This window comes from Rhodococcus sp. 2H158, assembly GCF_053764755.1.
In genome coordinates, this window is the sequence record NZ_JBSNCE010000047.1 from 1 (window position 1) to 26900 (window position 26900).

The window sequence follows — 26900 nt, forward strand, 5'->3', positions numbered from 1 at the left end:
CCAAAACACCCGCTACGGCCGGCTGGGTGTGGACTGCAGGACAGGGCGCGGAGCTGCCCGTGGTGGGCGCGGAGGATCCCGTCGCCGGCGACTCGGCCGATGAGTCCTCGGCGCCGAGACAGCCCACGCCGCGCTCACCTTCGGTTCGTCACGAACTCGGGCCCGTCCGGCTGGAACTGCCGGGGGACTGGAGGGTCCGCGACCCTGCGCACACCGGTGCCGAGCGCGTCGAACTCGTTCCCGGTGGCGGGAGGGATCGACGAATAGTGCTGGTGCACAGTCGCCTTCGTGATGCTCTGGACTTGGCCGGCGTGGGGGAGGTGCTGGCCCGGCGCGCGGACGAACGTTCCCCGGTGATCCGCGACCTCGACCCCGGCACCACCTTCGCGGACCGCCCGGTGATCGCCTACGTGGAGGCGCCGGACGAATTCTCGCTCGTGCGTTGGTTCGTCGTGGTCGAGTCCGGCATGCAGGTGGCGGTCGGATGCCAATTCCTCGCCGACGAATGGGCGGGAATCAAGAACGAATGCGAGCAGGCCGTCCACACCGTGACGGTGGAGTAGCGAATCGCCCCGTTCGCGGAGCAGGGGAACCCGGCGGACAGGCGCTGCGTCCAATCGGATGTAGGCGCGAACCGGCTTCGGCCACGGTGGGCCGGAGGGGTACGGGACGCGGGACGACGGAGGAGACAGGCGTGACGCAACCAGGGCAGGGCAGTTCGAATCGGGTCGCGACCGACGTCGCGACCATGGAGACGGCGGCGCGGCAGATCGAGGACTCCCACGGAGAACTCGAGCAACTGCTCGGTGCGCTGCGCACTACCGTGTCGTCGTCGCCGGACGTATGGCAGGGCCGGTCGGGGATGGCGTTCACCGACGTGATGTCGCGATGGGACCGCAGCGCCCTCCAGCTCAACGAGGCACTGGCCGCGATCGTCGCCGGCATCCGTACCAACGGCCGGGCGTACGAGGACACCGTCCAGACCCAGGCGCAGTCGCTGAACGTCCTCGGCGACAGCCTCCACGGCACCTACTGACGCCGCTGCGGGCGGGCCGGTGCGGAATCGCGCATCGACCGACCCGTGCGCACGACACGACTCGAGGAGAACGAACGAATGAGTGGACCCGATGTGATCCGGCAGGACTTCGGTGGCATCGACGACCTGCACACACGCGTCGTCGGACTGCAGCGCGGCATGAACGACACGCTCGACCGGATCAGGTCACAGGTCGAGCCGCTGGTGCAGACCTGGGACGGGCAGGCCCGGTCCGAGTACCACGTCACCCAGCAGAAGTGGGATCGGGCGTCCGCCGAGCTGAATCTGCTGCTCGACCAGATCGCCGTCGCCGTGGCGCGGGGCAACGACGAGATGCGCAGCGTCGAATCCGAGCTGGCACGGAGGTGGCAGGCCTGAGGCGACACGAGTAGCGAGCGACGTCCCGGTGGTGGAGAGGCCGCTGGGACGTCGCGCTGTTTTGACCGTGCACACACCTCCCCGGTATCGTGTGCCGTTGGCGTGTCGTCCGTCGTCGTTGCCTCGTGCGCGGCGAACGTCGCTTCTCGGGTCCCAACTGGCCGCCGGAAGCGATCATCGGCGGCGCGCGGGCCAGCAGCGAAACGATAGACGAGGAAGATCTGTGTCTACGTACACACCGAAGGCCGGCGACGTGACCCGCCAGTGGCACGTCATCGACGCCACCGACGTGGTGCTCGGCCGCCTCGCGGTGCAGGCGGCGAACCTGCTCCGCGGCAAGCACAAGCCCACTTTTGCCCCCCACGTGGACGGTGGCGACTTCGTCGTCATCATCAACGCGGACAAGGTTGCCATCTCCGGCAACAAGAAGCAGGACAAGCTCCTGTACAACCACTCCGGCTACCCGGGCGGCCTCCGGTCCCGCACCGTCGGTGAGGTTCTGGAGAAGAACCCGGACCGTCTGGTGGAGAAGGCCGTCACCGGCATGCTCCCGAAGAACAAGCTCGGTCGCGCGATCGCGAAGAAGCTGAAGGTCTACGCGGGCCCGAACCACCCGCACACCGCGCAGCAGCCGGTGCCGTTCGAAATCAAGCAGGTGGCGCAGTGACCGAGAACGTGAACGAGAACTACAGCGACGAGTACACCGACACCGAGAACGTCGAGGTCGCCGCGGACGAGTACGTGGCCGAGGAAGCCGCTCCGGCTCCCGCGCCGATCGTGTTCGACCGCCCGGTGCAGACCGTCGGCCGCCGCAAGGAGGCCGTCGTCCGCGTCCGCCTCGTGCCCGGCACCGGCAACTTCGTGCTCAACGGCCGCACCATCGAGGACTACTTCCCGAACAAGGTGCACCAGCAGCTCGTCAAGTCGCCGCTGGTCACGGTCGAGCGCACCGAGCAGTTCGACGTGCATGCCCGCCTGCACGGCGGCGGCCCGTCGGGTCAGGCCGGCGCCCTGCGCCTGGCCATCGCCCGCGCGCTGATCGAGGTCACCGCCGAGGATCGCCCCGCGCTCAAGCGCGCCGGCTTCCTCACGCGTGACCCGCGTGCCACCGAGCGCAAGAAGTACGGCCTGAAGAAGGCCCGTAAGGCACCTCAGTACTCCAAGCGCTGATGTGCCGCCGACGCTGACCTCGTCAGCCTCGGCTCCTGTTCGACCACGAGAGCAGGCGCCGGTAGGGAATTCGCTACCGGACGCCTGCTCTCGTGCATTGACGTACTTTTGCGACAGCAGGCGGCGCCCGCGGACGGCGGAGACCGCATTTCTCGACGTGGAGGACTTTGCTCGATGGGTCGGATGTTCGGCACCGATGGCGTGCGAGGCTTGGCGAACGCCGAGCTCACGGTCGAACTGGCGGTACGGCTCGCCGGGGCGGCCGCGACCGTGCTGGCGGGCGGTGCCGAGGGTCGGCGCCCCGTCGCGGTGGTGGGCCGCGACCCCCGTGCCAGCGGGGAGATGCTCGAGGCCGCCGTGACCGCGGGCCTGACCGCGGCCGGCGTCGACGTGTTGTCCGTCGGGGTGCTGCCCACCCCGGCTGTCGCGTTCCTGACCGGGGCCTACGACGCCGACCTCGGCGTGATGATCTCCGCGTCGCACAACCCCATGCCGGACAACGGCATCAAGATCTTCGCGGCCGGCGGTCACAAACTCGACGACGCCGTCGAGGACCGTATCGAGGCCATGCTGCACGGTGAGGGCGGGGTCGCCCGCCCCACCGGCGCGGGCATCGGCCGGGTGCGGACCGCCGCCGACGCCGCCGACCGCTACCTCGCCCACCTCGCGACGGCGGTGCGCACGCCGCTGACGGGACTGACGGTCGTGGTGGACTGCGCCAACGGCGCCGCGTCGCGCGTCGGGCCGGCCGCGTACGCCGCGGCCGGGGCCACGGTCGTCGCGCTGCACGCCGACCCGGACGGGCTCAACATCAACGACGGCTGCGGTTCTACGCATCTCGACGGCCTCCGGGCCGCGGTCGTCGAGCACGGCGCCGACCTCGGTCTCGCGCACGACGGCGACGCCGACCGGTGCCTCGCGGTCGATGCGACGGGCACCGTGGTGGACGGCGACGCGATCATGGCGATCCTCGCCCTCGGGATGCGCGAGGCCGGCGAGCTGCACGCCGACACGCTCGTCGCCACCGTGATGAGCAACCTCGGCCTGCACCTGGCGATGCGCGAGGCCGGGATCACGGTCGTGACCGCCGGCGTCGGCGACCGTTACGTGCTCGAGGAGCTGCGCCGCGGCTCGTTCAGCCTCGGCGGCGAACAGTCCGGCCACATCGTGCTGCCGGCCCTGGGAACCACGGGCGACGGGGTGCTCACCGGCCTGCGTCTCATGGAGCGGATGGTCGCGACGGCTTCGCCCCTCGCGGAGCTCGCCGCGGTCATGCGCACCCTGCCGCAGGTGCTGGTGAACGTGCCCGTGTCGGACAAGGCCGCGGTGGCCAAGGCTTCCGTCGTCGCGGACGCCGTTGCCGCCGTGGAGCGGGAACTGGGGGAGACCGGGCGGGTGCTGCTGCGTCCGTCGGGCACCGAACAACTGGTCCGGGTGATGGTCGAGGCCGCCGACGACACGGTGGCCCGTGCTCTCGCCGATCGTCTCGCGGGAGCGGTCGCCTCCGTCTGACGGCCTCCATCCGACAGCTCTGCCCCGCCGGGGAACCGATCCGCCTCCCGCTGCGTCGAACCCACCGGGGGACGAGGGAGGGGGCGGCATGGTGCGTGACGGGGTGGGACTCGACGGTGCGGCGGTCCGGGTGATCGCCGAGGGCCTGGCGGACTCGGCCGTCGAGATCGACTGTCAGGCGCGTGCGTGCCGCGCCGTCGGCTTCGGTCCGGACGCGGCCGGCGACCGCTACCGGTCCGAGGCCGAGGCCGTGAGAGCGCGCTACGACGGGCTGCACCGGGCGGTCGCGGAGTGGTCGGCGGCGACGGCCGCCCGTGCGGAGGCGCTGCGGCGCGCGGCCGGGGGGTACGCGTGGCTGGAGCGGGAGTCCGAGTCGGGCCTTCGGGCCGTCGACCTGCCGCCGATGGGGTGCCGGTGACCGGAGGAGGCCGGTGACCGGGGGCGGGCAGCGGCTCGACCTGGTGCTCGACGGGGGCCGCGTCGGGTTGCGCTTCTTCGCCGAGCATCTTCCCCGCGCCGAGCGGTACGCCCCCGGTCTGCCGTCCTGTTCGCAGTTGCAGGAACGCTACGACGAGCAGCGCGGCACGGACCTGGCCGTCCTGCTCGCGGACGCCGACGTGTTCGCCCGGCTCGAGGGCGCCCTGGGTGCCGAGGTCGCGCGGCAGGGCTCCTACGTCGACGCCTTGGCGGCGGCCTGGACCGGAGGCGGGGCGGTGGGTGCGGCCGACGCGCTCGACCGCCATGTGGCGGTCGGCGAGGACCTGCAGGCATGGCTCGGCGCCGCACGTCGCGCGCTGACCGACGCGGCGGCCGCGGTGCTCGCGATCGTCGAGGAGAAGTCCCGGGCGGCCGCCGAGTTCGCCGACACGACCGTCGGCGGGCGCACCGTCGAGGAGATCGACGCGATTCTGGCCGGCGCCGCGGGCGGCGGTGGTCCGACGGCAGCCCAGCTCGCCGCCTGGGATTCGGCGCTGGGACCGGTCCCCGAGCGCGCGGCCGTCACGCGATGGTGCGGGCGGTGGCGCGACGAGGTGTTCCGGCCCGGGGTGGCGGCGGCCGTCGAGTCCTTCCTCGACCTGTGCGACGACACCGACCGAGCGGTGCGGGCGGTGCTCGCCGAACTCGCCGCGACGCTGGCGCCGCCGGATCCGGGCCTGCGGAGCGTGGATCCGGTGACCGACCCGTGGTCGCCGCGTGGGGCGGCGACGGACCTGGCGGCGACGGACCTGGTGGCGGCGGGGCTACGGCTGGCGACCGCCGTGGGCGAACTCACAGGCGCGGTCCTCGGTCTGGCCACGACCGTGGTGGAAGAGGTTTCCGAGGCCGTCGAGCCGGCCGGACCGCCGTCGCCGCAGCCGGATCCGGCGCACTCGCCGTCGCGCGCACCCGCCCCCGAGGCCCCGGCCCCCGCCGCGGCCGGAGGTACGGGAACGAACCCCGACACACCCGGCGCCGGTTCGGGCGACGACACGCCGCCGGCGCCGCCGCCCGCACCGCCCGACGAGCCGCGGCGACCCGATGTATCCGGTGACGGCGGAGCGCTCGGTCCCGCGCCGGCCGGGATGCCCGGCACGCGGGCGGACACCCCCGCGCGACGGCCCGCGTCGGCGGAACCTGCAGGTGAGAGCGTCGAAGCGCGCCCCGAGGAGGAGCCTGCCGACGGCGTGGTCCTGGCGGAGGCGGGGCCGCTGTGACCGGACGGTTCGAGAGCCTCGTCGCCGAGCATCGGGACGCGGTCGCGCGCCGGCTCGAGAACCTGCGGCGCCTCCGGGAGCCCCGTGAACTCGCCGCTGGCGCGACGCGTGGGCCGGCGCCGGCCGTCGAAGAGGAGTTCTATCGCCCGAGCAGCTGGTTGATCTGAGTGCCGAGCTCGCGGTCGATCGCGTCGGGCTCGGTGAGCACCTCCGAGCCGGGAAGCTCGGCCTCGGGGTCGGCGAACGGTGCGTAGGTCTTGTCGCCGGCGAGCCGGTACAGCAGAGATCCGGTGAGCAGCGCGCGGGTGACCTTCTGGGTGTTGCGCTGGGCGCCGCCGACGCCGAGGAAGGCGAGCAGGCGGCGGCCTTCGATCATGCCGTCGTCGGTGGCCTTGTGGACGGACCGCATCAGCACCTCGCCGCCCCAGGCCTGAGCGACGGCGACAGCATCGCTGCCCATCGAGCCGAGGTCCTTCTCGGCGGCGAGCACGAGCCCGGGCGCGTGCACACGCGCGGCCAGGGCCGAGGCCGGCGGCGACGTCGGGGCCGGGTAGAGCGCGGCGACGGCGGCCACGTCGCGCCGGGACGCCGCAAGTACCGCAGCTCCCGCGCCCATGCCGTGGCCGACCAGGCCGAGACGGTCGGGGTGCACGCTGATCCGTCCGGTGCCCAGGCGCACGCCCACGCAGATGTCGAGGGTGGTGCCGAGGTCGGCGGCCAGGCCCAGGTGCGACGGGATCGGCCCGCGTTCGGTGCTCGGGGCGGCCACGACGATGCCCCACGAGGCGAGGTGCTCGAACAGCGCCGAATACTTGTCGAGGCCGGTCATCCAGCCGTGGCCGAACGCGACGGCGGGCAGGCCGAAGCCCTCGGCGGGGGTGTAGACGATGCCCGGCTGACCTGCGAGAGCGAGGTTGCCGCGCAGCACCGTGTGCGGTCCGCGCTTCGAGAGCCGCTGGGCCAGGGATTTCGGTTTCACCGCCACGGCGTGAACGTTAGCCGATGATCAGCTTCGAGCGTGCCACCCGCCGGGACGTGGACGAGTTGTTACCGGCGGGTCGCGGACCAGTACCCTGCTAACCATGTGCGGAATCGTGGGGTACGTCGGGCATCGCCCGGCTCTCGATGTCGTGGTGGAGGCACTGCGGCGGATGGAGTACCGGGGCTACGACTCGGCCGGTGTGGCGGTCCTGGACGGCAGGGGCGGCCTGGCCGTCGAGCGCAAGGCGGGCCGGCTGGCCAATCTCGAGGCCGAGCTCGACGAGGTGGGGGTGGAGCACTTCGCCGGCACCACCGGCATGGGGCACACCCGGTGGGCCACGCACGGTCGTCCCACCGACCGCAATGCGCATCCGCACCGGGACGCCTCGGGGAAGGTGGCGGTGGTGCACAACGGCATCATCGAGAACTTCGCGCCGCTGCGGGTGGAGCTCGAGAAGGCCGGGGTGGAGTTCGCCAGCGACACCGACACCGAGGTGGCGGTGCATCTGGTGGCCCGGGCGTATGCGGACGGGCCGACCGCGGGGGACTTCGAGGCCAGTGCGCTGTCGGTGCTGCGCCGGCTGGAGGGGGCCTTCACGCTGGTGTTCACCCACGCCGACCATCCGGGCACGATCGTCGCGGCGCGCCGGTCGACGCCGCTGGTCGTCGGGGTCGGCGACGGCGAGACGTTCGTGGCCTCGGACGTGGCCGCGTTCATCGAGCACACCCGGCACGCGGTGGAGCTGGGCCAGGACCAGGTGGTGGTGATCACCGCCGACGGGTATCAGGTGTCCGATTTCGACGGCGGCACCGACGTGGTGACCCGCCCGTTCGAGATCGACTGGGATCTGGCGGCCGCCGAGAAGGGCGGCCACGACTACTTCATGCTCAAGGAGATCGAGGAGCAGCCCGCCGCGGTGGCCGACACGCTGCTCGGGCACTTCGCCGGGGGCCGCATCGTGCTCGACGAGCAGCGGCTGTCGGATCAGGAGCTGCGCGACGTGGACAAGGTGTTCGTCGTCGCGTGTGGCAGCGCCTACCACTCGGGTCTGGTGGCCAAGTACGCGATCGAGCACTGGACGCGGTTGCCGGTGGAGGTCGAGCTCGCCAGCGAGTTCCGGTACCGGGATCCGGTGCTGGACCGGTCGACGCTGGTGGTGGCGATCTCGCAGTCCGGGGAGACCGCCGACACCCTCGAGGCGGTGCGGCACGCGAAGGATCAGAAGGCGCGGGTGCTGGCGGTGTGCAACACCAACGGCGCGCAGATCCCCCGGGAGGCCGACGCGGTGCTCTACACCCGGGCCGGCCCGGAGATCGGGGTGGCCTCGACCAAGGCGTTCCTGGCGCAGGTCGCCGCGAACTACCTGGTGGGGTTGGCGCTGGCGCAGGCCCGCGGCACCAAGTACCCGGACGAGGTGGCCCGCGAGTACGCCGATCTGGCCGCGATGCCGCACCTGATCGCGCGGGTGCTCGAGACGGTCGAGCCGGTGCGGCGCCTGGCGCGGGAGCTGGCGGCGTCGTCGACGGTGCTGTTCCTGGGCCGGCACGTGGGGTATCCGGTGGCGCTCGAGGGTGCGCTCAAGCTCAAGGAGCTGGCGTACATGCACGCCGAGGGCTTCGCCGCCGGCGAGCTCAAGCACGGTCCGATCGCGCTGATCGAGGACGGGCTGCCGGTGATCGTGGTGATGCCGTCGCCGAAGGGGCGGGCGGTGCTGCACTCGAAGCTGCTGAGCAACATCCGCGAGATCCAGGCCCGCGGTGCCCGCACCGTGGTGATCGCAGAGGAGGGCGACGAGGCGGTGCGGCCGTTCGCCGACCACCTCATCGAGATCCCCGCGGCGCCGACGTTGCTGCAGCCGCTGCTGTCGACCGTGCCGCTGCAGGTCTTCGCCGCCGAGGTCGCCCAGGCGCGCGGCTACGACGTCGACAAGCCACGCAACCTCGCCAAGTCCGTGACGGTGGAATAGCGACCCCGGCGGGAGGCCCGATGCGCAGCTACTACCCGTGCGAGCAGGTGCGGGCGGCGGAGGCGCCGCTGCTCGCCGCCCTGCCCGAGGGCACGCTGATGCGCCGCGCCGCATTCGGGCTCGCCCGGGTCGCGGCGGCGGAACTGCGCTCGCGCACCGGCGCCGTCGCCGGTCGTCGCGTGACCCTGCTCGTCGGATCGGGCGACAACGGTGGCGACGCCCTGTGGGCGGGCGCGTTCCTGCGCCGGCGCGGGGCCGCGGTCACGGCGCTGCTCCTCGACCCCGAGCGGGCGCACCGGGCGGGACTGGCGGCCCTGCGCGCCGCCGGTGGGCGCGCCGTACCGGCGGATCCGGACCGGATCGGTGACCCGGACCTCGTGCTCGACGGCGTCGTCGGCATCTCCGGTCGGGGCCCGCTGCGCCCGGCCGCGGCCGCGGTCGTCGAGCAGATCACCGCCCCGATCGTGGCCGTGGACACTCCGAGCGGCGTCGACCCGGACACCGGCGCCGTCGACGGGCCGGCCGTCACCGCGGCCGTGACCGTCACGTTCGGCGCCTACAAGCCGGTCCATGCCCTCGCGCCCACCCGCTGCGGGCGGGTCGAGCTCGTCGACATCGGCCTCGAGCTGCCGCCGCCGTGCATGGTGGCGGCCGAGCCCGCCGAGATCGGAGCAATCTGGCCGGTCCCGGGCGCCGACGACGACAAGTACAGCCAGGGCGTCGTGGGCATCGTCGCCGGAAGCGCCCGGTTCCCGGGCGCCGGCGTGCTCTGCGCCGGCGCAGCGGTGGCCGCGACGTCCGGCATGGTCCGCTACGCCGGCAGCGCCGCCCCCGTCGTGCTGGCCCGGTTCCCCGAGGTGGTGGCCGCGCCGTCGTTCGCCGAGGCGGGCCGCGTCCAGGCATGGGTGATCGGGCCGGGCGGCGGCACCGATCACCAGGCGGCCGACACGTTGCGCGACGTGCTGGCCACCGATCTTCCCGTCCTCGTCGACGCCGACGGGCTGACGCTGCTGTCGCGGCAGCCGGAACTGGTCCGCGGCCGGCGGGCTCCGACGCTGCTGACACCGCATGCCGGGGAGTTCGCGCGGCTCACCGGACGCCGGCCCGAGCCGGACCGGGTAGCGGCGGTACGGGCACTGGCCGCCGACTGGCGGGTGCACGTACTGCTCAAGGGCCGGTCGACGCTGATCGCGAACCCGGACGGGCATGTGTTCGTCAACGAGGCGGGCGGGTCGTGGGCGGCCACCGCCGGCGCGGGCGACGTGCTGTCCGGGATGATCGGGGCACTGATGTCCGCGGGGATGGCCCCGGACCTCGCGGCCGCGGCGGGGGCGCGCGCCCACTCCACCGCCGCGGATCTCGCCGCTCGCGGCGGGCACGATCTCGCCGCTCGCGGCGGGCACGATCTCGCCGCTCGCGGCGGGCACGATCTCGTCGCTCGCGGCGGTGAACCCGGTTGGGCCGCCCCCACTTCGGCGAGCGCGATCCTGGATCGGGTGCCCGCGGCGGTGCGGACCCTGCGGGGCATGGCCGAATCGTGATCCCGACACCTGCCACCGTGCTGCGGGCCACTTCGTCCGCAGTGGCAGGATCGAGATTCATGACCACCGCCGAACCCCGACCCCGCAACCACCTCCACCACGACCTGCCCCAGGCCGAGGCGCTGATCGACCTCGACGCCGTGGCCGAGAACGTGCGGCGGCTGCGGGAGTACGCCGGGGAGGCAGCGGTGATGGCCGTGGTCAAGGCCGACGCGTACAACCACGGTGCCGTCCCGGTGGCCTGGGCCGCGCTCGCCGCCGGCGCGCGGGAGCTGGGGGTGACGACCCTGACCGAGGCGCTCGAGCTGCGCCGCGCGGGGATCGACGCGCCCGTGCTGTCGTGGCTGCACACCGTCGACGCCGACTTCGCCCCCGCGATCGCCGCCGGCGTCGAGCTGGGGGTGTCGTCGACGCGGCATCTCGCGTCGATCGTCGCCGCGGCTCGGGAGACGGGTGTGACCGCGGTGCTCACCGTGAAGATCGACACCGGCCTCAACCGCAACGGCGTGGCACGGGACGAGTGGCCGGCGTTCCTGCGGGATCTGGGCCGGGCCCGGGCGGAGGGGGCGATCCGGCTGCGCGGCGCCTTCTCCCATCTCGCACACGCGGACGAACTCGACCACCCCGAGATCGACTGCCAGCGGGACCGGCTGCGCGAGGCCGTCGCCGATCTGAGCCGTCACGGCATGAAGCCCGAGGTGGTGCACCTGTCGAACTCGGCAGCGACCGTTACCCGCCCTGACCTGCGTTTTGACATGGTCAGACCGGGTATAGCGATGTACGGGTTGTCCCCGATCCCCGAGGTCGGGGACTTCGGGTTCCGGCCCGCGATGACGTTGCGAACGAGGGTGGCGCTGGTGAAGAAGGTGACTGCAGGGTCCGGAGTGTCCTACGGGCATCGCTGGGTGGCGCCCGCCGACACCACCGTGGCCCTGCTGCCGATGGGGTACGCCGACGGGATCCGGCGCAATCTCAGCGGCCGGTTCGAGGTGCAGCTCGGCGGGCGCCGCCGACCGCAGCTCGGCCGCGTGTGCATGGACCAGGTCGTGGTCGATCTCGGACCGGACGGGGACGGAGTAAAAGAAGGCGATACCGCGTTCTTCTTCGGTGACGGTAGCCACGGCGAGCCCGCCGCGCAGGACTGGGCCGACCTACTGGACACCATCAATTACGAGGTGGTCACCGGCGTGGGCGGGCGCACCGTCCGCACCTACGTCGGTGGCGGAGGAGGCGAGCAGCGATGACGCTGTTGGGCAGTTTGGGGCTGTTGGGTGCGAGCCTGGCCACGCTCGGCTCGAACGCGGGGCTGTACGCGGTGCGCACCGCGGGCCTGCCCGCGCACGAGATCTACGGCGAGGAAGACTTCGACGCGATGCTCGCGCTGCCCAAGCGCACCGTCCGCACCGAGGACGGCGTCGACCTCGCCGTTCGGGAGGTGGGTTCGGCCCTGGCGCCGCTGACGATCGTGTTCGTGCACGGGTACTGCCTGCGCATGCAGTCCTGGCATCTGCAGATGCGTCACCTGCAGGAGCGGTGGGGCAAGGACGTGCGGATGGTCTTCTACGACCAGCGCGGCCACGGGGAATCCGCCGTGTCGAGGTCGAAGTCCTGCACCATCGCCCAGCTCGGCCGCGATCTGGGCACCGTCATCGACACCGTCGCCCCCACCGGCCCGGTGGTCGTGGTCGGGCATTCGATGGGCGGGATGACGACCATCGCCCTGGCCGCCCAGCGCCCGGAGTTGTTCGACGAACGCATCGTCGGGGTGGGCCTGCTCGCCACCACCGCCGCCGGGCTGACCAAGATCGGCATCGGCCGTAACCTCGAGAACCCGGTGATCGACGCGTTCCGGCACCTGGCCCGCACCGCGCCGGGGTTCGTGCAGTACGCCCGCGGAGCCGCCAAGGCGATCATCGCGCCGATCCTGCGCGCCGCGTCCTACGGGACGGTGGTCAGCCCGAAGCTGGTGGAGTTCTCCGACCGGATGCTGGCGGAAACCTCGGTGCTGACCATCGTGAACTTCCTGCGCACCCTCGAACTGCACGACGAGTCCGCGGCGCTGCCGGTGCTCGGACAGGTGCCCGCCCTGGTGCTGTGCGGGGACGCCGACATGATCATCCCGTTCTCCGGCTCCGAGGAGCTCGCGGCGGCGCTGCCGGATGTCGAGCTCAAGCGGGTCCGCGGGGCCGGGCACCTGGTCCAGCTCGAGTTCCCCGAGGTCGTCGTCGGTGCGCTGGACCGGCTCATCCAGCGCGGGTTCGCCCACGACGCCGGCAGGAGGCGCGCCGCAATTGGGTGACGATCGCTCCACCGGCACACGCACCGAGCAGTGTGCCGAGCTGCCCACGGTCGAGGACACCGAGGCGTTGGGCCGGCGCCTGGCAGGCGAACTGCACGCGGGTGATCTCGTCGTCCTGGACGGTCCGCTCGGTGCCGGGAAGACCGCCCTGACCCGTGGCATCGCCGCGGGCCTGGGGGTACAGGGCCGGGTCACCTCGCCGACCTTCGTCATCGCGCGCGAACATCGCCCCGGCGATCGCGCCGGCGGCGAACCCGTGGGGATGATCCACGTCGACGCCTACCGACTCGGGGACGGACCGAACGCCCTCGACGAACTCGATGCCCTGGACCTCGACACCGACCTGACCGCCGCCGTGGTCGTCGTGGAATGGGGTGAGGGGCTGGTCGAGACGCTGGCCGAGCGGCACCTGCGGGTGCGGCTGCGCCGCGAACCGGACTCGGACGTGCGCACCGCCACCTGGTCCTGGGTGGGGTGACCGCCGCGCTCGGCGGTACTCTGGATACTCGTGCTCGTTCTCGCCGTGGATACCGCCACCCCCGCCGTCACCGCAGGTCTCGTCCGGGTAGACGACCGCGGTGAACCTGGGGGCGTCGACATCGAGACGTTGGCCGTGCGGGTCACGGACAATCCACGCGCCCACGCCGAGGTGCTGACTCCGCAGATCCTCGAATGCCTGTCGTCCACCGGCCACACGCCGGCCGACCTCGACGCCATCGTCGTCGGTGTCGGCCCCGGCCCGTTCACGGGCCTGCGCGTCGGCATGGCGACCGCCGCGGCCTTCGGCGACGCCCTCGGCGTGCCGGTGCACGGGGTGTGCAGCCTCGACGCGATCGCGGCCGACGTCCACGGCACGGGCGGCGGCGGTGCATACCCTGTCGCCTCCGGCGACGGTGCAGATCCTGTCGCCTCCGGCGACGGTGCAGATCCTGTCGCCTCCGGCGACGGTGCAGATCCTGTCGCCGCCGGCGACGGTGCAGATCCTGTCGCCGCCGGCGACGGTGCAGATCCTGTCGCCGCCGGCGACGGTGCAGACGGTGACGGTGATCTGCTCGTCGTCACCGACGCCCGTCGCCGCGAGGTGTACTGGGCGCGGTACTCCGGTGGCCACCGCGTCGAGGGGCCGGGCGTGTGCAAACCGGCGGAGCTGAAGGCGGAGCCGTCGCTGCGGATCGCCGGGTCCCGCCCGCACACCGACCTGTTCGAGCTGCCCGCGCATCCGGTGGCCACGCCGTCGCCGGCGGGCCTGGTCGCCGTCGCCGCCGCGGACCTGCTCGCCGGGGCGGAGCCCGAGCCCCTGGTGCCCCTCTACCTGCGCCGGCCCGATGCGGTGGAGACGGCGGACCGGAAGAAGAAATGAGCACCCACGACCCGCTTCCCCTCGTCGACGCACTGCAGCCGTCCGACGTCGCACGGTGCGCCGAGCTGGAACGGATCCTGTTCCCCGGCGACGACCCGTGGAGCGCCGGCGCGTTCCGCGCCGAGCTGGCGGCGCCGCAGAACCACTACGTCGCCGCCCGCGACGACGTAGGCCGGCTGATCGGCTACGCCGGTCTCGCCCGTCTCGGCACCGGCATCCATCCGGAGTCCGAGGTCCACACCATCGGTGTGGACCCGCAGCAGCGGCGCCGCGGCGTCGGTGGCGCGCTGCTCGCCGAGCTGTTGCGGGTGGCCGACGCCTGGGGCGGCCCCGTGTTCCTGGAGGTGCGCACCGACAACGACGCGGCGATCGCGCTGTACCGCCGGGAGGGTTTCGAGATCGTCGGGACCAGGAAGCGGTACTACCAGCCGAGCGGCGCCGACGCGTACACCATGTGCCGGCCGGACCGGCGGAAGGAGTCACAGTCGTGATCGTGATGGGCATCGAGAGCTCGTGCGACGAGACGGGCGTCGGCATCGTCCGGTGGGTCGGCGACGGCACGCTCGAACTGCTCGCCGACGAGGTGGCCTCCAGCGTCGACGAACACGCCCGGTTCGGCGGCGTCGTCCCGGAGATCGCGTCGCGCGCGCACCTCGAGGCGATCGTCCCGACCATGCGACGGGCGCTCGCCGCAGCCGGGATCGACAAGCCCGATGCCGTGTGCGTGACGATCGGTCCCGGGCTCGCCGGTGCGCTGCTCGTCGGTGTCGCCGCAGCCAAGGCCTACGCGGCGGCGTGGGACGTGCCGTTCTACGCGATCAACCACCTCGGCGGGCACGTCGCGGTGGACACGATCGAGCACGGGCCGATGCCGCCGTGCGTGGCGCTGCTGGTCTCCGGCGGGCACACGCACCTGCTGCACGTCGAGGACCTGGGCCGCACGCCGATCGTCGAGCTCGGCACCACGGTCGACGACGCGGCAGGGGAGGCGTTCGACAAGGTGGCGCGTTTGCTCGGGCTGGGTTTTCCGGGCGGTCCGGCGCTGGACCGGGCCGCGCAGGACGGTGACCGCACCGCGGTGGTGTTCCCGCGGGGGATGACGGGGCCGCGCGACGCCCGGCACGACTTCTCCTTCTCCGGGCTCAAGACGGCCGTCGCGCGGTTCGTCGAGGCGCGCGAGCGGGCCGGCGAGCCCGTCCCGCTCGCGGACGTGGCGGCCGGTTTCCAGGAGTCGGTGGCCGACGTGCTGACGATGAAGGCTGTGCGGGCCGCGCAGGATGTGGGCGTGGACACGCTGGTCCTCGGGGGCGGGGCCACCGCCAATTCCCGCTTGCGGGAGCTCGCCGAGGAGCGCTGCGCCGCCGCGGGGATCACGCTGCGGGTGCCGCGGCCGCGGTTGTGCACCGACAACGGGGTGATGATCGCGGCGCTGGGGGCGCACCTGATCGCCGGGGGTGCGCAGCCGTCCGCGCTCACCGTCGGGACCGACCCCGGGCTGCCGGTCGAGATCGCCCAGGTGCCGGCCTGACCGTGCGCTGCGGGGGATCGGCCGGCGCGGGTCAGCCTATCGGCGACGGTTCGATGGGCAGCGGGGACGAACTCGTCGTTCCCTCCGCCGGGGCGGCGGCGGTCGAAGAGGTGTCGGTCGTCGTCTCGGCGGGTGCGGACTCGGTCGTCGGCGCGGACATCGTCGGGCTCGGTGTCGTGCTCTCGGGCGGCGTCGTACCGGGCGGTGTCGGCAGCGGGATGGTCGGCAGCGGAACGCTCGGCAGGGTTCCGGGGAACTGCCACGGCCGGTCGGTGCCCGGGGCCACCGGGGGCGACTCGGGCCGGTCGGTGGTGGTCGACTCCGGCGTGCTGGGCGGCGTGGTCGTCGGCGAGGTGCTCGTCGGGGGTAGCGACCCGGTGGGGTAGGGGTCCGGCGCGGGCGTGCGTGCGTAACCGTTGTCCGGAGCCGTCGTGGTGACGGCGGCGTGGGGATCCTCGGAGGGGATCTGCGTGTGTCCGGTGTCGGGTACCGCCGCCGCAGGCTGGGTGGTGGCCTGGTCGCTGGTGCCGGCGGGGGAGACGGGCGTGTCGTCGGACGCGATCCGGTCGGTCGCGTAGCCGGCGACGAGCGCACCGACGACCAGCGCCCCGGCGAGCGCGCCGGAGACCTTGCCCCCAGGGGTGCTCGGCGTCGGCGCCGAGGCGCCCACCGGCGGATACGACGCGAGGCCCGACGCGGCGAGCAGCGCGGCACCGTGGGCCGCTGCCGTGGCGGGTTCCGGCACCGTCACGGCGGTCCCCGCGAAAGCCGAGGTCACGGCTCCGGCGAGAGCCGGCATGGCCGTGGCGCCGCCGACGAGGGCGAGCATCTGCGGCCGCGGCTCGGCGCCGCCGCAGATCCGTCGCGTGAACGCCGCGGCGGTGTCGGCGAGATCGGCCACCATCTCGTCGAGTTCGGCGCGGGTCAGGGGCACCGCGGGGCCGGCGTCACCGAGTTCGACCCTGGTGGCCGACGCGGCCCCGAGGGCCTCGAGGGCGCCCTGGCAGCGCACCGTCAGCAGGGCGGTGTCGATCGGAATGCGGCCGCGGGTGCGGCCGATCTGGCGGCGCACATGGTCGTAGACGCGGCCGCGGACGGCGTCGCCCCCGACGTCCCCGGTCCGGGCCGAGCGCAGCACCGATCCGGACCCTCGGTCGAAAACTGAGACGGTGAATCCCGATGCCCCGAGGTCGGCGACGGCGAGGGTGTCGGCGGTGTCGACGAGGCCGGTGCTGTGCAGGTAGGCGAGGACGGCGGTCGTCTCCGGAACCAGGTGGACGATGTGGCCGTCGCGCACCGCCGCGGAGCGGATCGCCTCCGCGTGCTCGGGCGTGCGGTAGGCCACCGCCACGGCGTCGGGAACGGCGTGCCCGTCGATCTGGGTGCTCATGAGGGAGAGGGCATCGATGACGAGGTCGCCCAGATCCCCGGCTGCGTCGGGATCGGCGGCGAGAAATCGGTATTCGGTGGTGCGATCCCCGGACCCCTCGACGACGAGGGCTGAGCCCACTCCGGAAGCTCCGGTGGAAATCCCCAGCGACGTGCGCATAGTTCCCCTCCCGTGCGTGACCGGCGGACAGTGACGCGGACGAGGCCACAAAGTCACCGAATGGTCACGCGTTCGGTCTCCGTTATCCGAACGTAACAGACGGGCGGGCGCGGGCGCTCGTCTAGAACCGGCGATCCCGGTCCGTCCGGCCGCGCCGCGGCCCGGCGGCCCGCCCACGGACCGGTTGCCGGACATCGGTGGCGGAGGCGGGTCGAGTCCGGCGTTGACGCTGTTGTTCCAGTTCGGAGGCATTCTTCCGGCTGGTGGTGCGAGCGGAGGGGCCGGGGAACGGGCTTCGAGCGGGCGCCTGCTCGGTGGGGTGGCCGGGTGGGAATCTCCGCGGTGCAAAAGGTCACGATTCGGTCTCCTCGGTTGCGGACGGACCTGGCTCATGGGCTGGTGGCGGCCGGCCTCCGGCTCGTCGTTGCCGGACGGGCGCAGTAGATCGGAGGGCCGCCAGGAACGAGGGGCCTCGGGTGGCAGCACGAGGCGCCCGGCGCGACACGGGGACACTCAGCGCCCGTCGCCCTTGAGTGCTGGCACTCGCGTGTATAGAGTGCTAGTCGACGCCGAGCGTGTCCCGGCACCCGCGACGACGGGACTGCGCGCGGAGTCACCGTGGTGACTGAACAAACCCAGTCCGAGGACGACAAGAGTCCTCGGACCATCGAACCCCTGAAAGTGGAGGGCTCATCGTGGCGAGCGTGAACATCAAGCCGCTCGAGGACAAGATCCTCGTCCAGGCCAACGAGGCCGAGACGACGACTGCCTCCGGCCTGGTCATCCCGGACACGGCGAAGGAGAAGCCCCAGGAGGGCACCGTCGTCGCCGTCGGCCCCGGCCGCTGGGACGACGAGGGTGAGAAGCGCATCCCCCTCGATGTCAAGGAAGGCGACGTCGTCATCTACAGCAAGTACGGCGGAACCGAGATCAAGTACGCCGGCCAGGAGTACCTGATCCTGTCGGCTCGCGACGTGCTGGCCGTCGTCGCCAAGTAAGCCGCACGCATTCCGCCCCGGAGTTCCGTCTCGGACCCGGGGCGGAATCCGTTCCGGATCCTTCGTTCCAGGAGTAGTCGGAGAACATGTCCAAGCAAATCGAGTTCAACGAGACCGCGCGGCGGGCACTCGAGCGTGGCGTCGATCAGCTCGCCGACGCCGTCAAGGTCACCCTCGGCCCCCGTGGGCGCCACGTGGTGCTCGCCAAGGCGTTCGGCGGTCCGACCGTCACCAACGACGGTGTCAGCATCGCCCGGGAGATCGAGCTGGAGGACCCGTTCGAGAACCTCGGCGCCCAGCTGGTCAAGAGCGTTGCCACCAAGACCAACGATGTCGCCGGTGACGGGACCACCACCGCCACGGTGCTCGCCCAGGCCATCATCAAGGCCGGCCTGAAGAACGTCGCGGCCGGCGCCAATCCCATCGCGCTCGGCAGCGGCATCGCCCAGGCCGCCGAGAAGGTGTCGGAGGCGCTCCTCGCCGCCGCCACCCCGGTCGAGGGGAAGGAAGCCATCGCCCAGGTCGCCACCGTCTCCTCGCGCGACGAGGAGATCGGCAACATGGTCGGCGAGGCCCTGAGCACCGTCGGCAAGGACGGCGTCGTCACCGTCGAGGAGTCCTCGACGCTGCAGACCGAGCTTGTCGTCACCGAGGGCGTCCAGTTCGACAAGGGTTTCCTCTCGCCGTACTTCATCACCGACATCGACGCACAGCAGGCGGTGCTCGAGGATGCCGTCATCCTGATCTACCGCGACAAGATCGGCTCCCTGCCCGACTTCCTGCCGCTGCTCGAGAAGATCGCCGAGAACGGCAAGCCGGTCCTGATCATCGCCGAGGACGTCGAGGGCGAGGTGCTGTCCACCCTGGTGGTCAACTCCATCCGCAAGACCCTCAAGGCCGTCGCGGTCAAGGCGCCGTTCTTCGGTGACCGCCGCAAGGCGTTCCTCGACGATCTCGCCGTCGTCACCGCCGGCACCGTCATCAACTCCGACATCGGGTTGACCCTGAAGGATGCCGGTCTCGACCTGCTCGGTTCGGCCCGACGCGTGGTGGTCACCAAGGACAGCACCACGATCGTGGACGGTGCCGGCACGCAGGAGGACATCCAGAACCGCGTCGCGCAGCTGCGCCGCGAGATCGAGGCCACCGATTCCGACTGGGACCGCGAGAAGCTCGAGGAGCGGCTCGCGAAGCTCTCCGGCGGCATCGCGGTGATCAAGGTCGGCGCTGCCACCGAGACCGACCTCAAGGAGCGCAAGTTCCGGGTCGAGGACGCCGTCAACGCGGCCAAGGCAGCGGTCGAGGAGGGCATCGTGCCCGGCGGCGGTTCGGCGCTGGTGCAGGCCGCCCGTGAGCTGGACGCGCTCGAGAACTCGCTTTCGGGCGACGAGGCCACCGGTGTCGCTGTGCTGCGCGCGGCCCTCACGGCCCCGCTGTACTGGATCGCCAGCAACGCCGGCCTCGACGGGGCGGTCGTGGTGAACAAGGTCGGCGAGGCTCCGGCCGGATCCGGCTTCAACGCGGCCACCCTCACGTACGGCGACCTGCTCGCCGACGGTGTCGTGGACCCGGTGAAGGTGACCCGGTCCGCGGTCGTCAACGCCTCCTCGGTGGCCCGGATGGTGCTGACCACCGAGAGCGCGATCGTCGAGAAGCCGGAGGAGGAGGCCGAGACCGGTCACGGCCACGGCCACGCGCACTAGGGATCCGAACGCCCGGGCCGGCCGCGCGTAACGGTGGCCCGGGTGGCACGAAGCCCCGCACGGAACTTCCCGTGCGGGGCTTCGTCGTCCCAGGGGTCGCGGCCGGTCAGACCGCGACCCTCCGTCGTCGGTGCCGCGCGTACATCTCCCGCTCGGTCTCGGACATGCCGCCCCAGATGCCGTACGGCTCGGACACGGCCAGAGCGTGTTCCCGGCACTGCACGATCACCGGGCACTGCCGGCACATCTCCTTCGCCCGGCTCTCGCGCTGCGCCCTGGCCCGGCCACGCTCCCCGTCGGGGTGGAAGAACATCGCGGAGTCCACCCCACGGCACAGTCCGTGCATCTGCCAATCCCAGACGTCCGCGTTGGGTCCGGGCAAGTGGTTCGGTGCAGGCATGGGGTACTCCTTTGCAGCGTGCTCGCCTGGGGCGAGCGGACCGTGGGCGGAAGGTCTTTCCCCCCAAAGCAATTATTCAGGCTTCGTAACCGTAAAGGGGCCGCCGAAATGGAGTCAACAGTTTCGCGGAGTGGCAATTTCCATATCCCGATCCGCGAGAATTAACCGCCGAAATATTTACTTCGGGGTCGATCCGTGATTGTGTCTTGATGTTGTGCGCCTCGACCGCTCAAGGTTCCGTCCGGTGCCCGGAACAGCCCGGATCAGGGACTATATGCCCTGTCGCCAGCGCAGAAGGGCATCTGTCCGGACCTCGGGGACAAGAATGCCGGGGTCGGCGGGCCCGGCGTGCGCGGGTTTGCGTACAGGCGCCATGTCCGCAATTAACAGGCCGTAAACCCAATGTTCAACCGGATGCAGCACAAGTGTCGTGCGGAGTAATTCATGCGCCCCCGGTGCATATTTCCCGGAATGCGGACCACCTCCGCGTCGGGGGAGGGGGAAGATGCGGTGCGATCATGAGCGCGTGCCCGACATCGCCCTTCCGTCCGACGCGTCCGCACTCGCCTCGGCGGCATTCGGCGCCCGGCCCGGCCTGTTCCCCCTGCCCCTCGCCGGCGATCCCGTGGCGTTGTGGCACCGGGCCGTCGCGCTGGGCGGGCAGGGCCGCTACAGCGCGGCCCGGGCGGAACTGACCCGGCTCCGCCGCGCCACGGGCCCCGACGGAGCGCTCGCGTCTCTCGCGACGAGCACCGAGGCGTCGCTGTTGCGTCAGCTCGGCCGGCATCGTGAGGCATCCGTCCTCGACGGCCGGGCGGTCGCGGCGCTCGCCGGCGCGCCGGCGGACTGCCCGCGGGCCGTCGAGGCTCGCTGCGACGCCCTCACGGGCCTGGCGGCGGACGCGCTCGGGTGCGGCCGGCTCCGGCTCGCCGCCCGGCTGCTGGACCGCTGCGCCGCACGTCTCGACGAAGCGGGCGGCGTCCACAACGAGGCGTTCCGGCGCCAGCGCGTGCGCCTGCACTGGGTCACCGCCGAGACCGCGCTCGCCTCCGGGGACTTCGCCACCGCCCGCCGCCATTCCGCTGCCGCGGCGGCAGGTGCCGGGCGCAGCGGCTCGGTCCGGCACCTGATCAAGTCCGACCTGTTGCAGGCCGCCTCGTGGACCGGCGAGCCCGATCTCACCCCCGCCCGCGACCTGTGCCTGGACGTGCTCGACCGCAGCACCGCGCACGGTCTGGTCCCGTTGCGCTGGGCTGCTTCGATGCTGTGGGAGGGACTGGGGGGTGGTGATGCGGCCCGGCGCGTGCGCGACGAGTCGGCCGCGCTCATCGTCCGGCGCGGCGGGAGATTCGCAACGATCCGGGCCTAGAAGTCATCCGTGCGTCCGTTCCGTCCGGTCGTGTCGTTAGTCTGGGGGTGTTCCACTGCGAGTGGAAGCACACCCGGCCGGGGGGTCGTGTCACTTTGTAACGCCAGGACTAGCGCAATCGATGACTGTCATGGGTGAGGAGTTGGACTCCGCTGTCGCTGCGGCTGCGCAGGGGGATCGGACGGCTCTCGCTCAGGTTCTGAGGACCATCCGGCCCTTGGTCGTCCGGTACTGCCGGGCGCGGGTCGGATCCGCGGAGCGTGGCCAGCTCTCCGCGGACGACGTAGCGCAGGAGGTGTGCCTGGCCGTGATGACGGCGTTGCCGCGGTATCAGGACCAGGGACGCCCCTTCATGGCATTCGTGTACGGGATTGCGGCACACAAGGTCGCCGACGCGCACCGCAGCGCCGCCCGCAACCGGGCGGACCCGGTCGCGGAGGTACCCGAGTCGATGTCGCTGGACGACAGTCCGGAGGAGCAGGCACTCAACTCGGAGACGAGCCGGCAGATGAAGCAGCTGCTGGGCACGCTTCCGGAGAAGCAGCGGGAGATCTTGATCCTGCGGCTCGTGATGGGCCTGTCCGCGGAAGAAACGGCAGCAGCGGTGGGAAGTACGGCAGGGGCCATTCGAGTGGCGCAGCACCGTGCCATCGCCCGACTGAAGAAGGAAGTGACGAGAGCAGGTGAGAGAAATGGGTAGGAAGCACGGGGCGGATGACGATTTCTTCGCCGATCTCGCCGACGACGGCACCCCCGTGGACATTGCGGCAGTGCGCCGTGACGATGCCCTCATCGACGCGATCTCCGGGGACGGACCGGTGCCCACCGAGACGGCCGAGGAATACGAGCTGGCCACGCTCCTCGCGGGCTGGCGTGCCGAGATCCTCGCCGACCCTCTTCCTTCCGAACCGGACCTGGACGAGATCGTCGCCGCGGTCAACCGAGAGATCGGTGCCCGTGACGCGCTCGCCGAGCGCCGGTCCCGCTCCCGCACCCAGCTTCGCCTGATCCGTCCCATCGCCGGTGCCGCCGCCCTGATCGCCATCGCCGTGGGCGGCGCAACCGCCGTCTCCTACCAGGCCGAACCCGGCGACCCGCTGTGGAGCGTCAAGCAGGTCGTCTTCAGCGAGCAGGCGGAGTCCACGGTCGCCCGGATCGACACCGCCTCCACACTGCAGGAGGCCGAGCAGCGGATCGCCGTCGGCGACACCGAAGGCGCCCAGGAATTGCTCCAGTCGGCACAGGAGCGTTCCGGGTCGGTCACCGACGCCGGCCAGCGGGACCAGCTGGGCGACTGGATGCAGCGGCTCACCACCGAGCTGAGCCAGCTCCTTCCGCCGCCGCCCCCGCCCGTGCTGCCCCTCCCTCCGGCCCAGTCGACGCCGGTGGTTCCCGCGCCGGTGCCGACCGCTCCGACCACCCCGTCGACGGTGGATCCCACGATCGCCGGCACGACGCCCGGGACGGGAACCGTGCCGCCGCCGACGTCCACCGAGGAGCCCAGCGTCGATCTCCTGCCGCCGCCGACGTCGTCGCAGCCGGTGCCCACGCAGGAACCGCCGCCGGTCACGGCAGAGCCGACGACCGGACCGACGAGCGCTCCGGTGACGACGGAGCCGACCACAGTGCCGACGGCCTCGCCGACGACGACCGCGTCGGCCTCGGCGCCGGCGCCGTCCAGTTCGCTCGAACAGCAGTCGATCAGCCAGACGATCACCGTCGTTCCCCCGCCTTCCACCGTCGTTCCCCCGCCTTCGCCATAGGCACGACGGGAAGGGCCCGCCCGGACATTCGTCCCGGCGGGCCCTTCCCGTCGTGCGGAGGCTTCTTCTAGGAGTCGAGGCCGTACGGGTCGACCGGCAGCGCCTCGTTCATCGACGCGTCCGCGTAGCCGCGGCAGTAGTCCCACGTCACGTAGGCGTCGGGGGAGGGATCGTAGGCCGGTTCGTGCGGCCGGACCGTACCGTCGACGAGCAGCTGCAGCAGGTTCGCTCGCAGCATGTCCCAGTCGTGGTAGTGGTCCTGGTGGCAGTCCTCGCAGCACACCACCAGGCCGCGGATGCCGCGCGGCGACAGCAGGGCTTCGTAGACCGCGAGGTCGGCGAGATCCTCCTCGACGGCCAGCCGTTCGGCAGGGTCGAGCGGCTGACCCGGCTCGATTGCGTCCAGTGCGGCGGACGGATCGTCGGGATCTCCAGCGAATGGGTCCGGTGGCAGACCGGGAGGCAACTGATCACGCACGACTCCACGGTACGCAGTCCGACGGGGTCTGCGCCAGCCGTCACACCGTGGACTTCCCGCGGGGCTTCGTGTACGCGGGCGGATCCACGCGTGCGGATGCGCGTGTGTGCCTGTTCCGGTAAACCGATACGATAGTCCACGAGCAGGGCATCGTTGCTCGGAGCGTCCGGGGAATGTGCGCACCGCTCACGCCATTGTCTTTCACGACATTGTGTTCCGTAATCACCGTTGCCGGGCCGGGGCCCACCCGCCCGCACCGTATCGACGCGTCATGGAGGGTCCGAACCGCATGAGTAGTACCGGAGGGCACGTGCATACCGGCGGTGACGACCCCAACAAGGTCGCCATGCTGGGTCTGACCTTCGACGACGTGCTGCTGCTTCCGGCCGCGTCGGACGTGATCCCGAGCCAGGTGGACACGTCGAGCCAGCTGACCCGGGACATCCGCCTCCGCGTTCCGCTGGTCAGTTCCGCGATGGACACCGTCACCGAGTCGCGCATGGCCATCGCGATGGCCCGCGTCGGCGGCATGGGCGTCCTGCACCGCAATCTCTCCGCCGAGGCGCAGGCCGCGCAGGTCGAGACCGTCAAGCGGTCCGAGGCAGGCATGGTCACCGACCCGGTCACCTGCAAGCCGACCGCCACGCTCGCCGAGGTCGACGCCATGTGCGCGCGCTTCCGCATCTCGGGGCTGCCCGTCACCGACGACGACGGCCAGCTCGTCGGCATCATCACCAACCGGGACATGCGTTTCGAGGTCGACCAGAACCGCCCGGTCTCGGAGGTCATGACCAAGGCGCCGCTGGTGACCGCGCAGGAGGGTGTCACCGCCGAGGCCGCCCTCGGGCTGCTGCGCCGCCACAAGATCGAGAAGCTGCCGATCGTCGACGGGCAGGGCCGCCTGACCGGCCTGATCACCGTCAAGGACTTCGTCAAGACCGAGCAGCACCCTAACGCCACCAAGGACCGTGACGGTCGCCTGCTCGTCGGCGCCGCGGTCGGCGTGGGCGACGACGCGTGGACCCGTGGCATGACCCTGGCCGACGCCGGGGTGGACGTGCTCGTGGTCGACAGCGCCCACGGTCACTCGGCGGGTGTGCTCGGCATGATCGCCAAGCTCAAGGCCGAGGTCGGCGACCGTGTCCAGATCATCGGCGGCAACGTCGCGACCCGGGCGGGCGCCGCGGCGCTCATCGAGGCCGGCGTGGACGCCGTGAAGGTGGGCGTCGGTCCCGGCTCCATCTGCACCACCCGCGTCATCGCGGGCGTCGGCGCCCCGCAGATCACCGCCATCCTCGAGGCCGTCGCGGTCGCCAAGCCCGCGGGCGTCCCGGTCATCGCCGACGGCGGCCTGCAGTTCTCCGGCGACGTCGCCAAGGCTCTCGCCGCCGGCGCCTCCACGGCCATGCTCGGCTCCCTGCTGGCCGGCACCGCCGAGTCGCCCGGCGAGTTGATCCTCGTCAATGGCAAGCAGTTCAAGAGCTACCGGGGCATGGGTTCGCTCGGCGCGATGCAGAGCCGGGGCGCGGCCAAGTCGTACTCGAAGGACCGCTATTTCCAGGACGACGTGCTCTCCGAGGACAAGCTGGTGCCCGAGGGCATCGAGGGTCGCGTGCCGTTCCGCGGTCCGCTGCAGCAGGTGACGCACCAGCTGATCGGTGGTCTGCGCGCCGCGATGGGCTACGCCGGTGCCGCCAGCATCGAACAGCTGCAGGAGGCACAGTTCGTGCAGATCACGGCGGCGGGCCTCAAGGAGAGCCACCCGCACGACATCACGATCACGGCCGAAGCGCCGAACTACGTGGTTCGCTAGAGCACCGAGTCCGCGATCGGGCCCCCGCCGGAGTGTCCGGCGGGGGCATCTACCTGAGAAGAAAGGGACGCGCGTGCGCGACCTGGTTGAAATCGGCATGGGGCGGACCGCCCGACGCACCTACGAGCTGGACGACATCAACATCGTGCCGTCCCGCCGGACGCGCTCCTCGAAGGAGGTGTCGACGGCCTGGCAGCTCGACGCGTACCGATTCGACATCCCGCTGCTCGCCCACCCCACCGACGCGCTGGTCTCGCCGTCCTTCGCGGTGCAGCTGGGCAAGGCCGGCGGTCTCGGCGTCATCAACGGTGAGGGCCTGTGGGGCCGGCACGCCGACGTCGACGCCGAGATCGAGAGGCTCGTCGGCATCGCCGAGTCCGACGCGGACCCGGCTGCGGCGATCGCCCACCTGCAGAAGCTCCACGCGGCCCCGCTGCAGCCCGACCTGCTGGCCGCCGCCGTTGCGCAGGTGCGCGACGCGGGCGTGACCGCGGCCGTGCGGGTCAGCCCGCAGAACGCGCGGGCGCTGACCCCGCACCTGGTGCGGGCGGGCATCGACCTGTTGGTCATCCACGGGACCATCATCTCCGCGGAGCACGTCGCGCACGGCGAGAGCGAGCCGCTGAACCTCAAGACGTTCATTTCCGAGCTGGACGTGCCCGTCGTCGCGGGCGGTGTGAGCGACCACCGCACCGCGCTGCACCTGATGCGCACGGGCGCGGCGGGCGTCATCGTCGGCTACGGCTCGACGGCCGGGGCCACCACCACGAGCGAGGTGCTGGGCATCGGCGTGCCCATGGCGACCGCGATCGCCGATGCCGCCGCCGCCCGTCGCGACTACCTGGACGAAACCGGTGGCCGGTACGTGCACGTCATCGCCGACGGCGACATCGAGACCTCGGGCGATCTGGCCAAGGCCATCGCCTGCGGTGCCGACGCCGCCGTGCTCGGGGCCCCGCTCGCGGTCTCGGCCGAGGCGCCGGGCCGCGGCTGGTACTGGCCGTCGGCGAGTGCGCACCCGTCCGTGCCGCGCGGCGCGCTGCTGCAGGTCGCCTACGACGAGCGCCCGGGCCTGGACCGGGTGCTCGCCGGTCCGTCCGACGACCCGTTCGGCTCGCTGAACCTGGTCGGCGGCCTGCGCCGCGCGATGGCGAAGTCGGGCTACTCGGATCTCAAGGAGTTCCAGAAGGTCGGCCTGACCGTCCGCGCGTAGCTGTCCCACCTCTCCCGCTGTGGCCGAATGTCACTGTGAGTATGGGGTGGTCCGGTTGATACTGGACAGGTCCGGTGCGGTGGGGGTCTGACCCTGAATGTCACTGACGTCGCGAGACTGTCCTGGCGATGATGTGTCGACCCCGCCC

At 71.9% G+C, this 26900-nt stretch carries 28 protein-coding genes; 24 read left to right on the forward strand and 4 right to left on the reverse strand.

The genetic code is table 11. The features are described from left to right. From ACWPOB_RS27620 to ACWPOB_RS27660, 9 genes are all read left to right on the forward strand, one after another. On the forward strand, positions 1-563 hold a 563-nt coding region (locus ACWPOB_RS27620), incomplete at its 5' end, for a type VII secretion-associated protein (RefSeq protein WP_455402766.1). Between the two features lie 131 nt (positions 564-694). After that, on the forward strand, positions 695-1036 hold the full coding sequence (locus tag ACWPOB_RS27625) for a WXG100 family type VII secretion target (RefSeq protein WP_455402767.1): 342 nt from the start codon (positions 695-697) through the stop codon (positions 1034-1036). A 78-nt stretch (positions 1037-1114) separates the two neighbouring features. Further along, complete coding sequence (locus ACWPOB_RS27630; protein WP_006934921.1) at positions 1115-1414, forward strand: WXG100 family type VII secretion target; 300 nt, start codon at positions 1115-1117, stop codon at positions 1412-1414. A gap of 223 nt (positions 1415-1637) precedes the next feature. Next, positions 1638-2081 carry a 50S ribosomal protein L13 gene (rplM, locus tag ACWPOB_RS27635; protein ID WP_006934922.1) on the forward strand — a complete coding sequence of 148 codons (444 nt, stop codon included), beginning with the start codon at positions 1638-1640 and terminating at the stop codon, positions 2079-2081. Beyond that, the gene (rpsI, locus tag ACWPOB_RS27640; RefSeq protein WP_100058575.1) at positions 2078-2584 is read left to right on the forward strand and encodes a 30S ribosomal protein S9; all 507 of its coding nucleotides are present in this window, start codon (positions 2078-2080) and stop codon (positions 2582-2584) included. Before rplM ends, rpsI begins: the two co-directional genes overlap by 4 nt. Positions 2585-2758: 174 nt before the next feature. Further along, complete coding sequence (glmM, locus tag ACWPOB_RS27645) at positions 2759-4096, forward strand: phosphoglucosamine mutase (protein WP_455402768.1); 1338 nt, start codon at positions 2759-2761, stop codon at positions 4094-4096. A gap of 88 nt (positions 4097-4184) precedes the next feature. Next, on the forward strand, positions 4185-4514 hold the full coding sequence (locus ACWPOB_RS27650) for a hypothetical protein (RefSeq protein WP_455402769.1): 330 nt from the start codon (positions 4185-4187) through the stop codon (positions 4512-4514). Positions 4515-4527: 13 nt separating this feature from the next. Continuing rightward, positions 4528-5790 carry a hypothetical protein gene (locus ACWPOB_RS27655; protein WP_455402770.1) on the forward strand — a complete coding sequence of 421 codons (1263 nt, stop codon included), beginning with the start codon at positions 4528-4530 and terminating at the stop codon, positions 5788-5790. Continuing rightward, entirely contained in the window at positions 5787-5957 is a 171-nt protein-coding gene (locus ACWPOB_RS27660; RefSeq protein WP_455402771.1) for a hypothetical protein, read from the forward strand. Before ACWPOB_RS27655 ends, ACWPOB_RS27660 begins: the two co-directional genes overlap by 4 nt. Here ACWPOB_RS27660 and ACWPOB_RS27665 read toward each other — a convergent pair. Continuing rightward, entirely contained in the window at positions 5930-6775 is an 846-nt protein-coding gene (locus ACWPOB_RS27665) for a dienelactone hydrolase family protein (RefSeq protein ID WP_455402772.1), read from the reverse strand. The genes ACWPOB_RS27660 and ACWPOB_RS27665 overlap by 28 nt on opposite strands. Before the next feature lie 97 nt (positions 6776-6872). On the opposite strand from ACWPOB_RS27665, the gene glmS reads away from it, so the two are divergent. From glmS to tsaD, 8 genes are read left to right on the forward strand one after another with little or no spacing between them, the layout of a single operon-like run. Beyond that, the gene (gene glmS, locus ACWPOB_RS27670; protein ID WP_455402773.1) at positions 6873-8738 is read left to right on the forward strand and encodes a glutamine--fructose-6-phosphate transaminase (isomerizing); all 1866 of its coding nucleotides are present in this window, start codon (positions 6873-6875) and stop codon (positions 8736-8738) included. A 20-nt stretch (positions 8739-8758) separates the two neighbouring features. After that, positions 8759-10279 carry an NAD(P)H-hydrate dehydratase gene (locus ACWPOB_RS27675; protein ID WP_455402774.1) on the forward strand — a complete coding sequence of 507 codons (1521 nt, stop codon included), beginning with the start codon at positions 8759-8761 and terminating at the stop codon, positions 10277-10279. A gap of 59 nt (positions 10280-10338) precedes the next feature. After that, positions 10339-11523, forward strand: coding sequence for an alanine racemase (gene alr, locus ACWPOB_RS27680; protein ID WP_455402775.1), 1185 nt, complete (start codon positions 10339-10341; stop codon positions 11521-11523). Then, on the forward strand, positions 11520-12578 hold the full coding sequence (locus tag ACWPOB_RS27685; protein WP_100057997.1) for an alpha/beta fold hydrolase: 1059 nt from the start codon (positions 11520-11522) through the stop codon (positions 12576-12578). The genes alr and ACWPOB_RS27685 overlap by 4 nt, the downstream gene beginning before the upstream one ends. Continuing rightward, complete coding sequence (tsaE, locus tag ACWPOB_RS27690) at positions 12571-13056, forward strand: tRNA (adenosine(37)-N6)-threonylcarbamoyltransferase complex ATPase subunit type 1 TsaE (protein WP_100057998.1); 486 nt, start codon at positions 12571-12573, stop codon at positions 13054-13056. Before ACWPOB_RS27685 ends, tsaE begins: the two co-directional genes overlap by 8 nt. A 30-nt stretch (positions 13057-13086) precedes the next feature. Then, on the forward strand, positions 13087-13938 hold the full coding sequence (gene tsaB / locus ACWPOB_RS27695; RefSeq protein ID WP_455402776.1) for a tRNA (adenosine(37)-N6)-threonylcarbamoyltransferase complex dimerization subunit type 1 TsaB: 852 nt from the start codon (positions 13087-13089) through the stop codon (positions 13936-13938). Beyond that, positions 13935-14429 (forward strand): ribosomal protein S18-alanine N-acetyltransferase, encoded by a 495-nt coding sequence (gene rimI, locus ACWPOB_RS27700; RefSeq protein ID WP_100057999.1) that lies wholly within the window; start codon positions 13935-13937, stop codon positions 14427-14429. Before tsaB ends, rimI begins: the two co-directional genes overlap by 4 nt. Next, positions 14426-15466, forward strand: a complete 1041-nt coding sequence (tsaD, locus tag ACWPOB_RS27705; RefSeq protein ID WP_455402777.1) for a tRNA (adenosine(37)-N6)-threonylcarbamoyltransferase complex transferase subunit TsaD — start codon at positions 14426-14428, stop codon at positions 15464-15466. The genes rimI and tsaD overlap by 4 nt, the downstream gene beginning before the upstream one ends. A gap of 31 nt (positions 15467-15497) precedes the next feature. On the opposite strand, the gene ACWPOB_RS27710 is transcribed toward tsaD, so the two are convergent. Then, positions 15498-16976, reverse strand: a complete 1479-nt coding sequence (locus ACWPOB_RS27710) for an Hsp70 family protein (RefSeq protein WP_455402778.1) — start codon at positions 16974-16976, stop codon at positions 15498-15500. A gap of 734 nt (positions 16977-17710) precedes the next feature. Between ACWPOB_RS27710 and groES the strand changes: the two genes are divergently transcribed. Together groES and groL are read left to right on the forward strand one after the other, a co-directional pair. Next, the gene (gene groES, locus ACWPOB_RS27715) at positions 17711-18013 is read left to right on the forward strand and encodes a co-chaperone GroES (protein WP_003938034.1); all 303 of its coding nucleotides are present in this window, start codon (positions 17711-17713) and stop codon (positions 18011-18013) included. Between the two features lie 86 nt (positions 18014-18099). Continuing rightward, the gene (gene groL / locus ACWPOB_RS27720; protein ID WP_100058325.1) at positions 18100-19716 is read left to right on the forward strand and encodes a chaperonin GroEL; all 1617 of its coding nucleotides are present in this window, start codon (positions 18100-18102) and stop codon (positions 19714-19716) included. Positions 19717-19822: 106 nt separating this feature from the next. Here groL and ACWPOB_RS27725 read toward each other — a convergent pair whose 3' ends face one another. Then, a complete protein-coding gene (locus tag ACWPOB_RS27725) occupies positions 19823-20116 on the reverse strand; it encodes a WhiB family transcriptional regulator (RefSeq protein ID WP_100058324.1) in 294 nt (97 codons plus the stop codon). 526 nt (positions 20117-20642) lie between these two features. On the opposite strand from ACWPOB_RS27725, the gene ACWPOB_RS27730 reads away from it, so the two are divergent. The 3 genes from ACWPOB_RS27730 to ACWPOB_RS27740 all read left to right on the forward strand — a co-directional run bounded on the left by ACWPOB_RS27730 (position 20643) and on the right by ACWPOB_RS27740 (position 23248). Then, complete coding sequence (locus ACWPOB_RS27730) at positions 20643-21485, forward strand: hypothetical protein (RefSeq protein ID WP_455402779.1); 843 nt, start codon at positions 20643-20645, stop codon at positions 21483-21485. Between the two features lie 121 nt (positions 21486-21606). Continuing rightward, entirely contained in the window at positions 21607-22185 is a 579-nt protein-coding gene (locus tag ACWPOB_RS27735; protein WP_100058157.1) for a sigma-70 family RNA polymerase sigma factor, read from the forward strand. After that, positions 22178-23248 carry an anti-sigma-D factor RsdA gene (locus tag ACWPOB_RS27740; RefSeq protein ID WP_100058156.1) on the forward strand — a complete coding sequence of 357 codons (1071 nt, stop codon included), beginning with the start codon at positions 22178-22180 and terminating at the stop codon, positions 23246-23248. Before ACWPOB_RS27735 ends, ACWPOB_RS27740 begins: the two co-directional genes overlap by 8 nt. 67 nt (positions 23249-23315) lie before the next feature. Here ACWPOB_RS27740 and ACWPOB_RS27745 read toward each other — a convergent pair whose 3' ends face one another. Next, positions 23316-23726, reverse strand: a complete 411-nt coding sequence (locus ACWPOB_RS27745; RefSeq protein ID WP_006934975.1) for a DUF5319 domain-containing protein — start codon at positions 23724-23726, stop codon at positions 23316-23318. Between the two features lie 289 nt (positions 23727-24015). Between ACWPOB_RS27745 and guaB the strand changes: the two genes are divergently transcribed. Continuing rightward, positions 24016-25539 (forward strand): IMP dehydrogenase, encoded by a 1524-nt coding sequence (gene guaB / locus ACWPOB_RS27750; protein WP_029544783.1) that lies wholly within the window; start codon positions 24016-24018, stop codon positions 25537-25539. 73 nt (positions 25540-25612) lie between these two features. Continuing rightward, positions 25613-26752 (forward strand): GuaB3 family IMP dehydrogenase-related protein, encoded by a 1140-nt coding sequence (locus ACWPOB_RS27755; RefSeq protein WP_455402780.1) that lies wholly within the window; start codon positions 25613-25615, stop codon positions 26750-26752. The last annotated feature ends 148 nt before the right edge of the window (positions 26753-26900 follow it).

Bases quoted from the DNA above. Each gene is read 5' to 3' on its own strand.
- ACWPOB_RS27630 (WP_006934921.1), top strand. From the start codon at position 1,115: ATGAGTGGACCCGATGTGATCCGGCAGGACTTCGGTGGCATCGACGAC.
- glmM (WP_455402768.1), top strand. From the start codon at position 2,759: ATGGGTCGGATGTTCGGCACCGATGGCGTGCGAGGCTTGGCGAACGCC.
- ACWPOB_RS27650 (WP_455402769.1), top strand. From the start codon at position 4,185: ATGGTGCGTGACGGGGTGGGACTCGACGGTGCGGCGGTCCGGGTGATC.
- glmS (WP_455402773.1), top strand. From the start codon at position 6,873: ATGTGCGGAATCGTGGGGTACGTCGGGCATCGCCCGGCTCTCGATGTC.
- ACWPOB_RS27675 (WP_455402774.1), top strand. From the start codon at position 8,759: ATGCGCAGCTACTACCCGTGCGAGCAGGTGCGGGCGGCGGAGGCGCCG.
- alr (WP_455402775.1), top strand. From the start codon at position 10,339: ATGACCACCGCCGAACCCCGACCCCGCAACCACCTCCACCACGACCTG.
- ACWPOB_RS27685 (WP_100057997.1), top strand. From the start codon at position 11,520: ATGACGCTGTTGGGCAGTTTGGGGCTGTTGGGTGCGAGCCTGGCCACG.
- rimI (WP_100057999.1), top strand. From the start codon at position 13,935: ATGAGCACCCACGACCCGCTTCCCCTCGTCGACGCACTGCAGCCGTCC.
- groL (WP_100058325.1), top strand. From the start codon at position 18,100: ATGTCCAAGCAAATCGAGTTCAACGAGACCGCGCGGCGGGCACTCGAG.
- ACWPOB_RS27725 (WP_100058324.1), bottom strand. From the start codon at position 20,116: ATGCCTGCACCGAACCACTTGCCCGGACCCAACGCGGACGTCTGGGAT.
- ACWPOB_RS27735 (WP_100058157.1), top strand. From the start codon at position 21,607: ATGACTGTCATGGGTGAGGAGTTGGACTCCGCTGTCGCTGCGGCTGCG.
- ACWPOB_RS27740 (WP_100058156.1), top strand. From the start codon at position 22,178: ATGGGTAGGAAGCACGGGGCGGATGACGATTTCTTCGCCGATCTCGCC.
- guaB (WP_029544783.1), top strand. From the start codon at position 24,016: ATGAGTAGTACCGGAGGGCACGTGCATACCGGCGGTGACGACCCCAAC.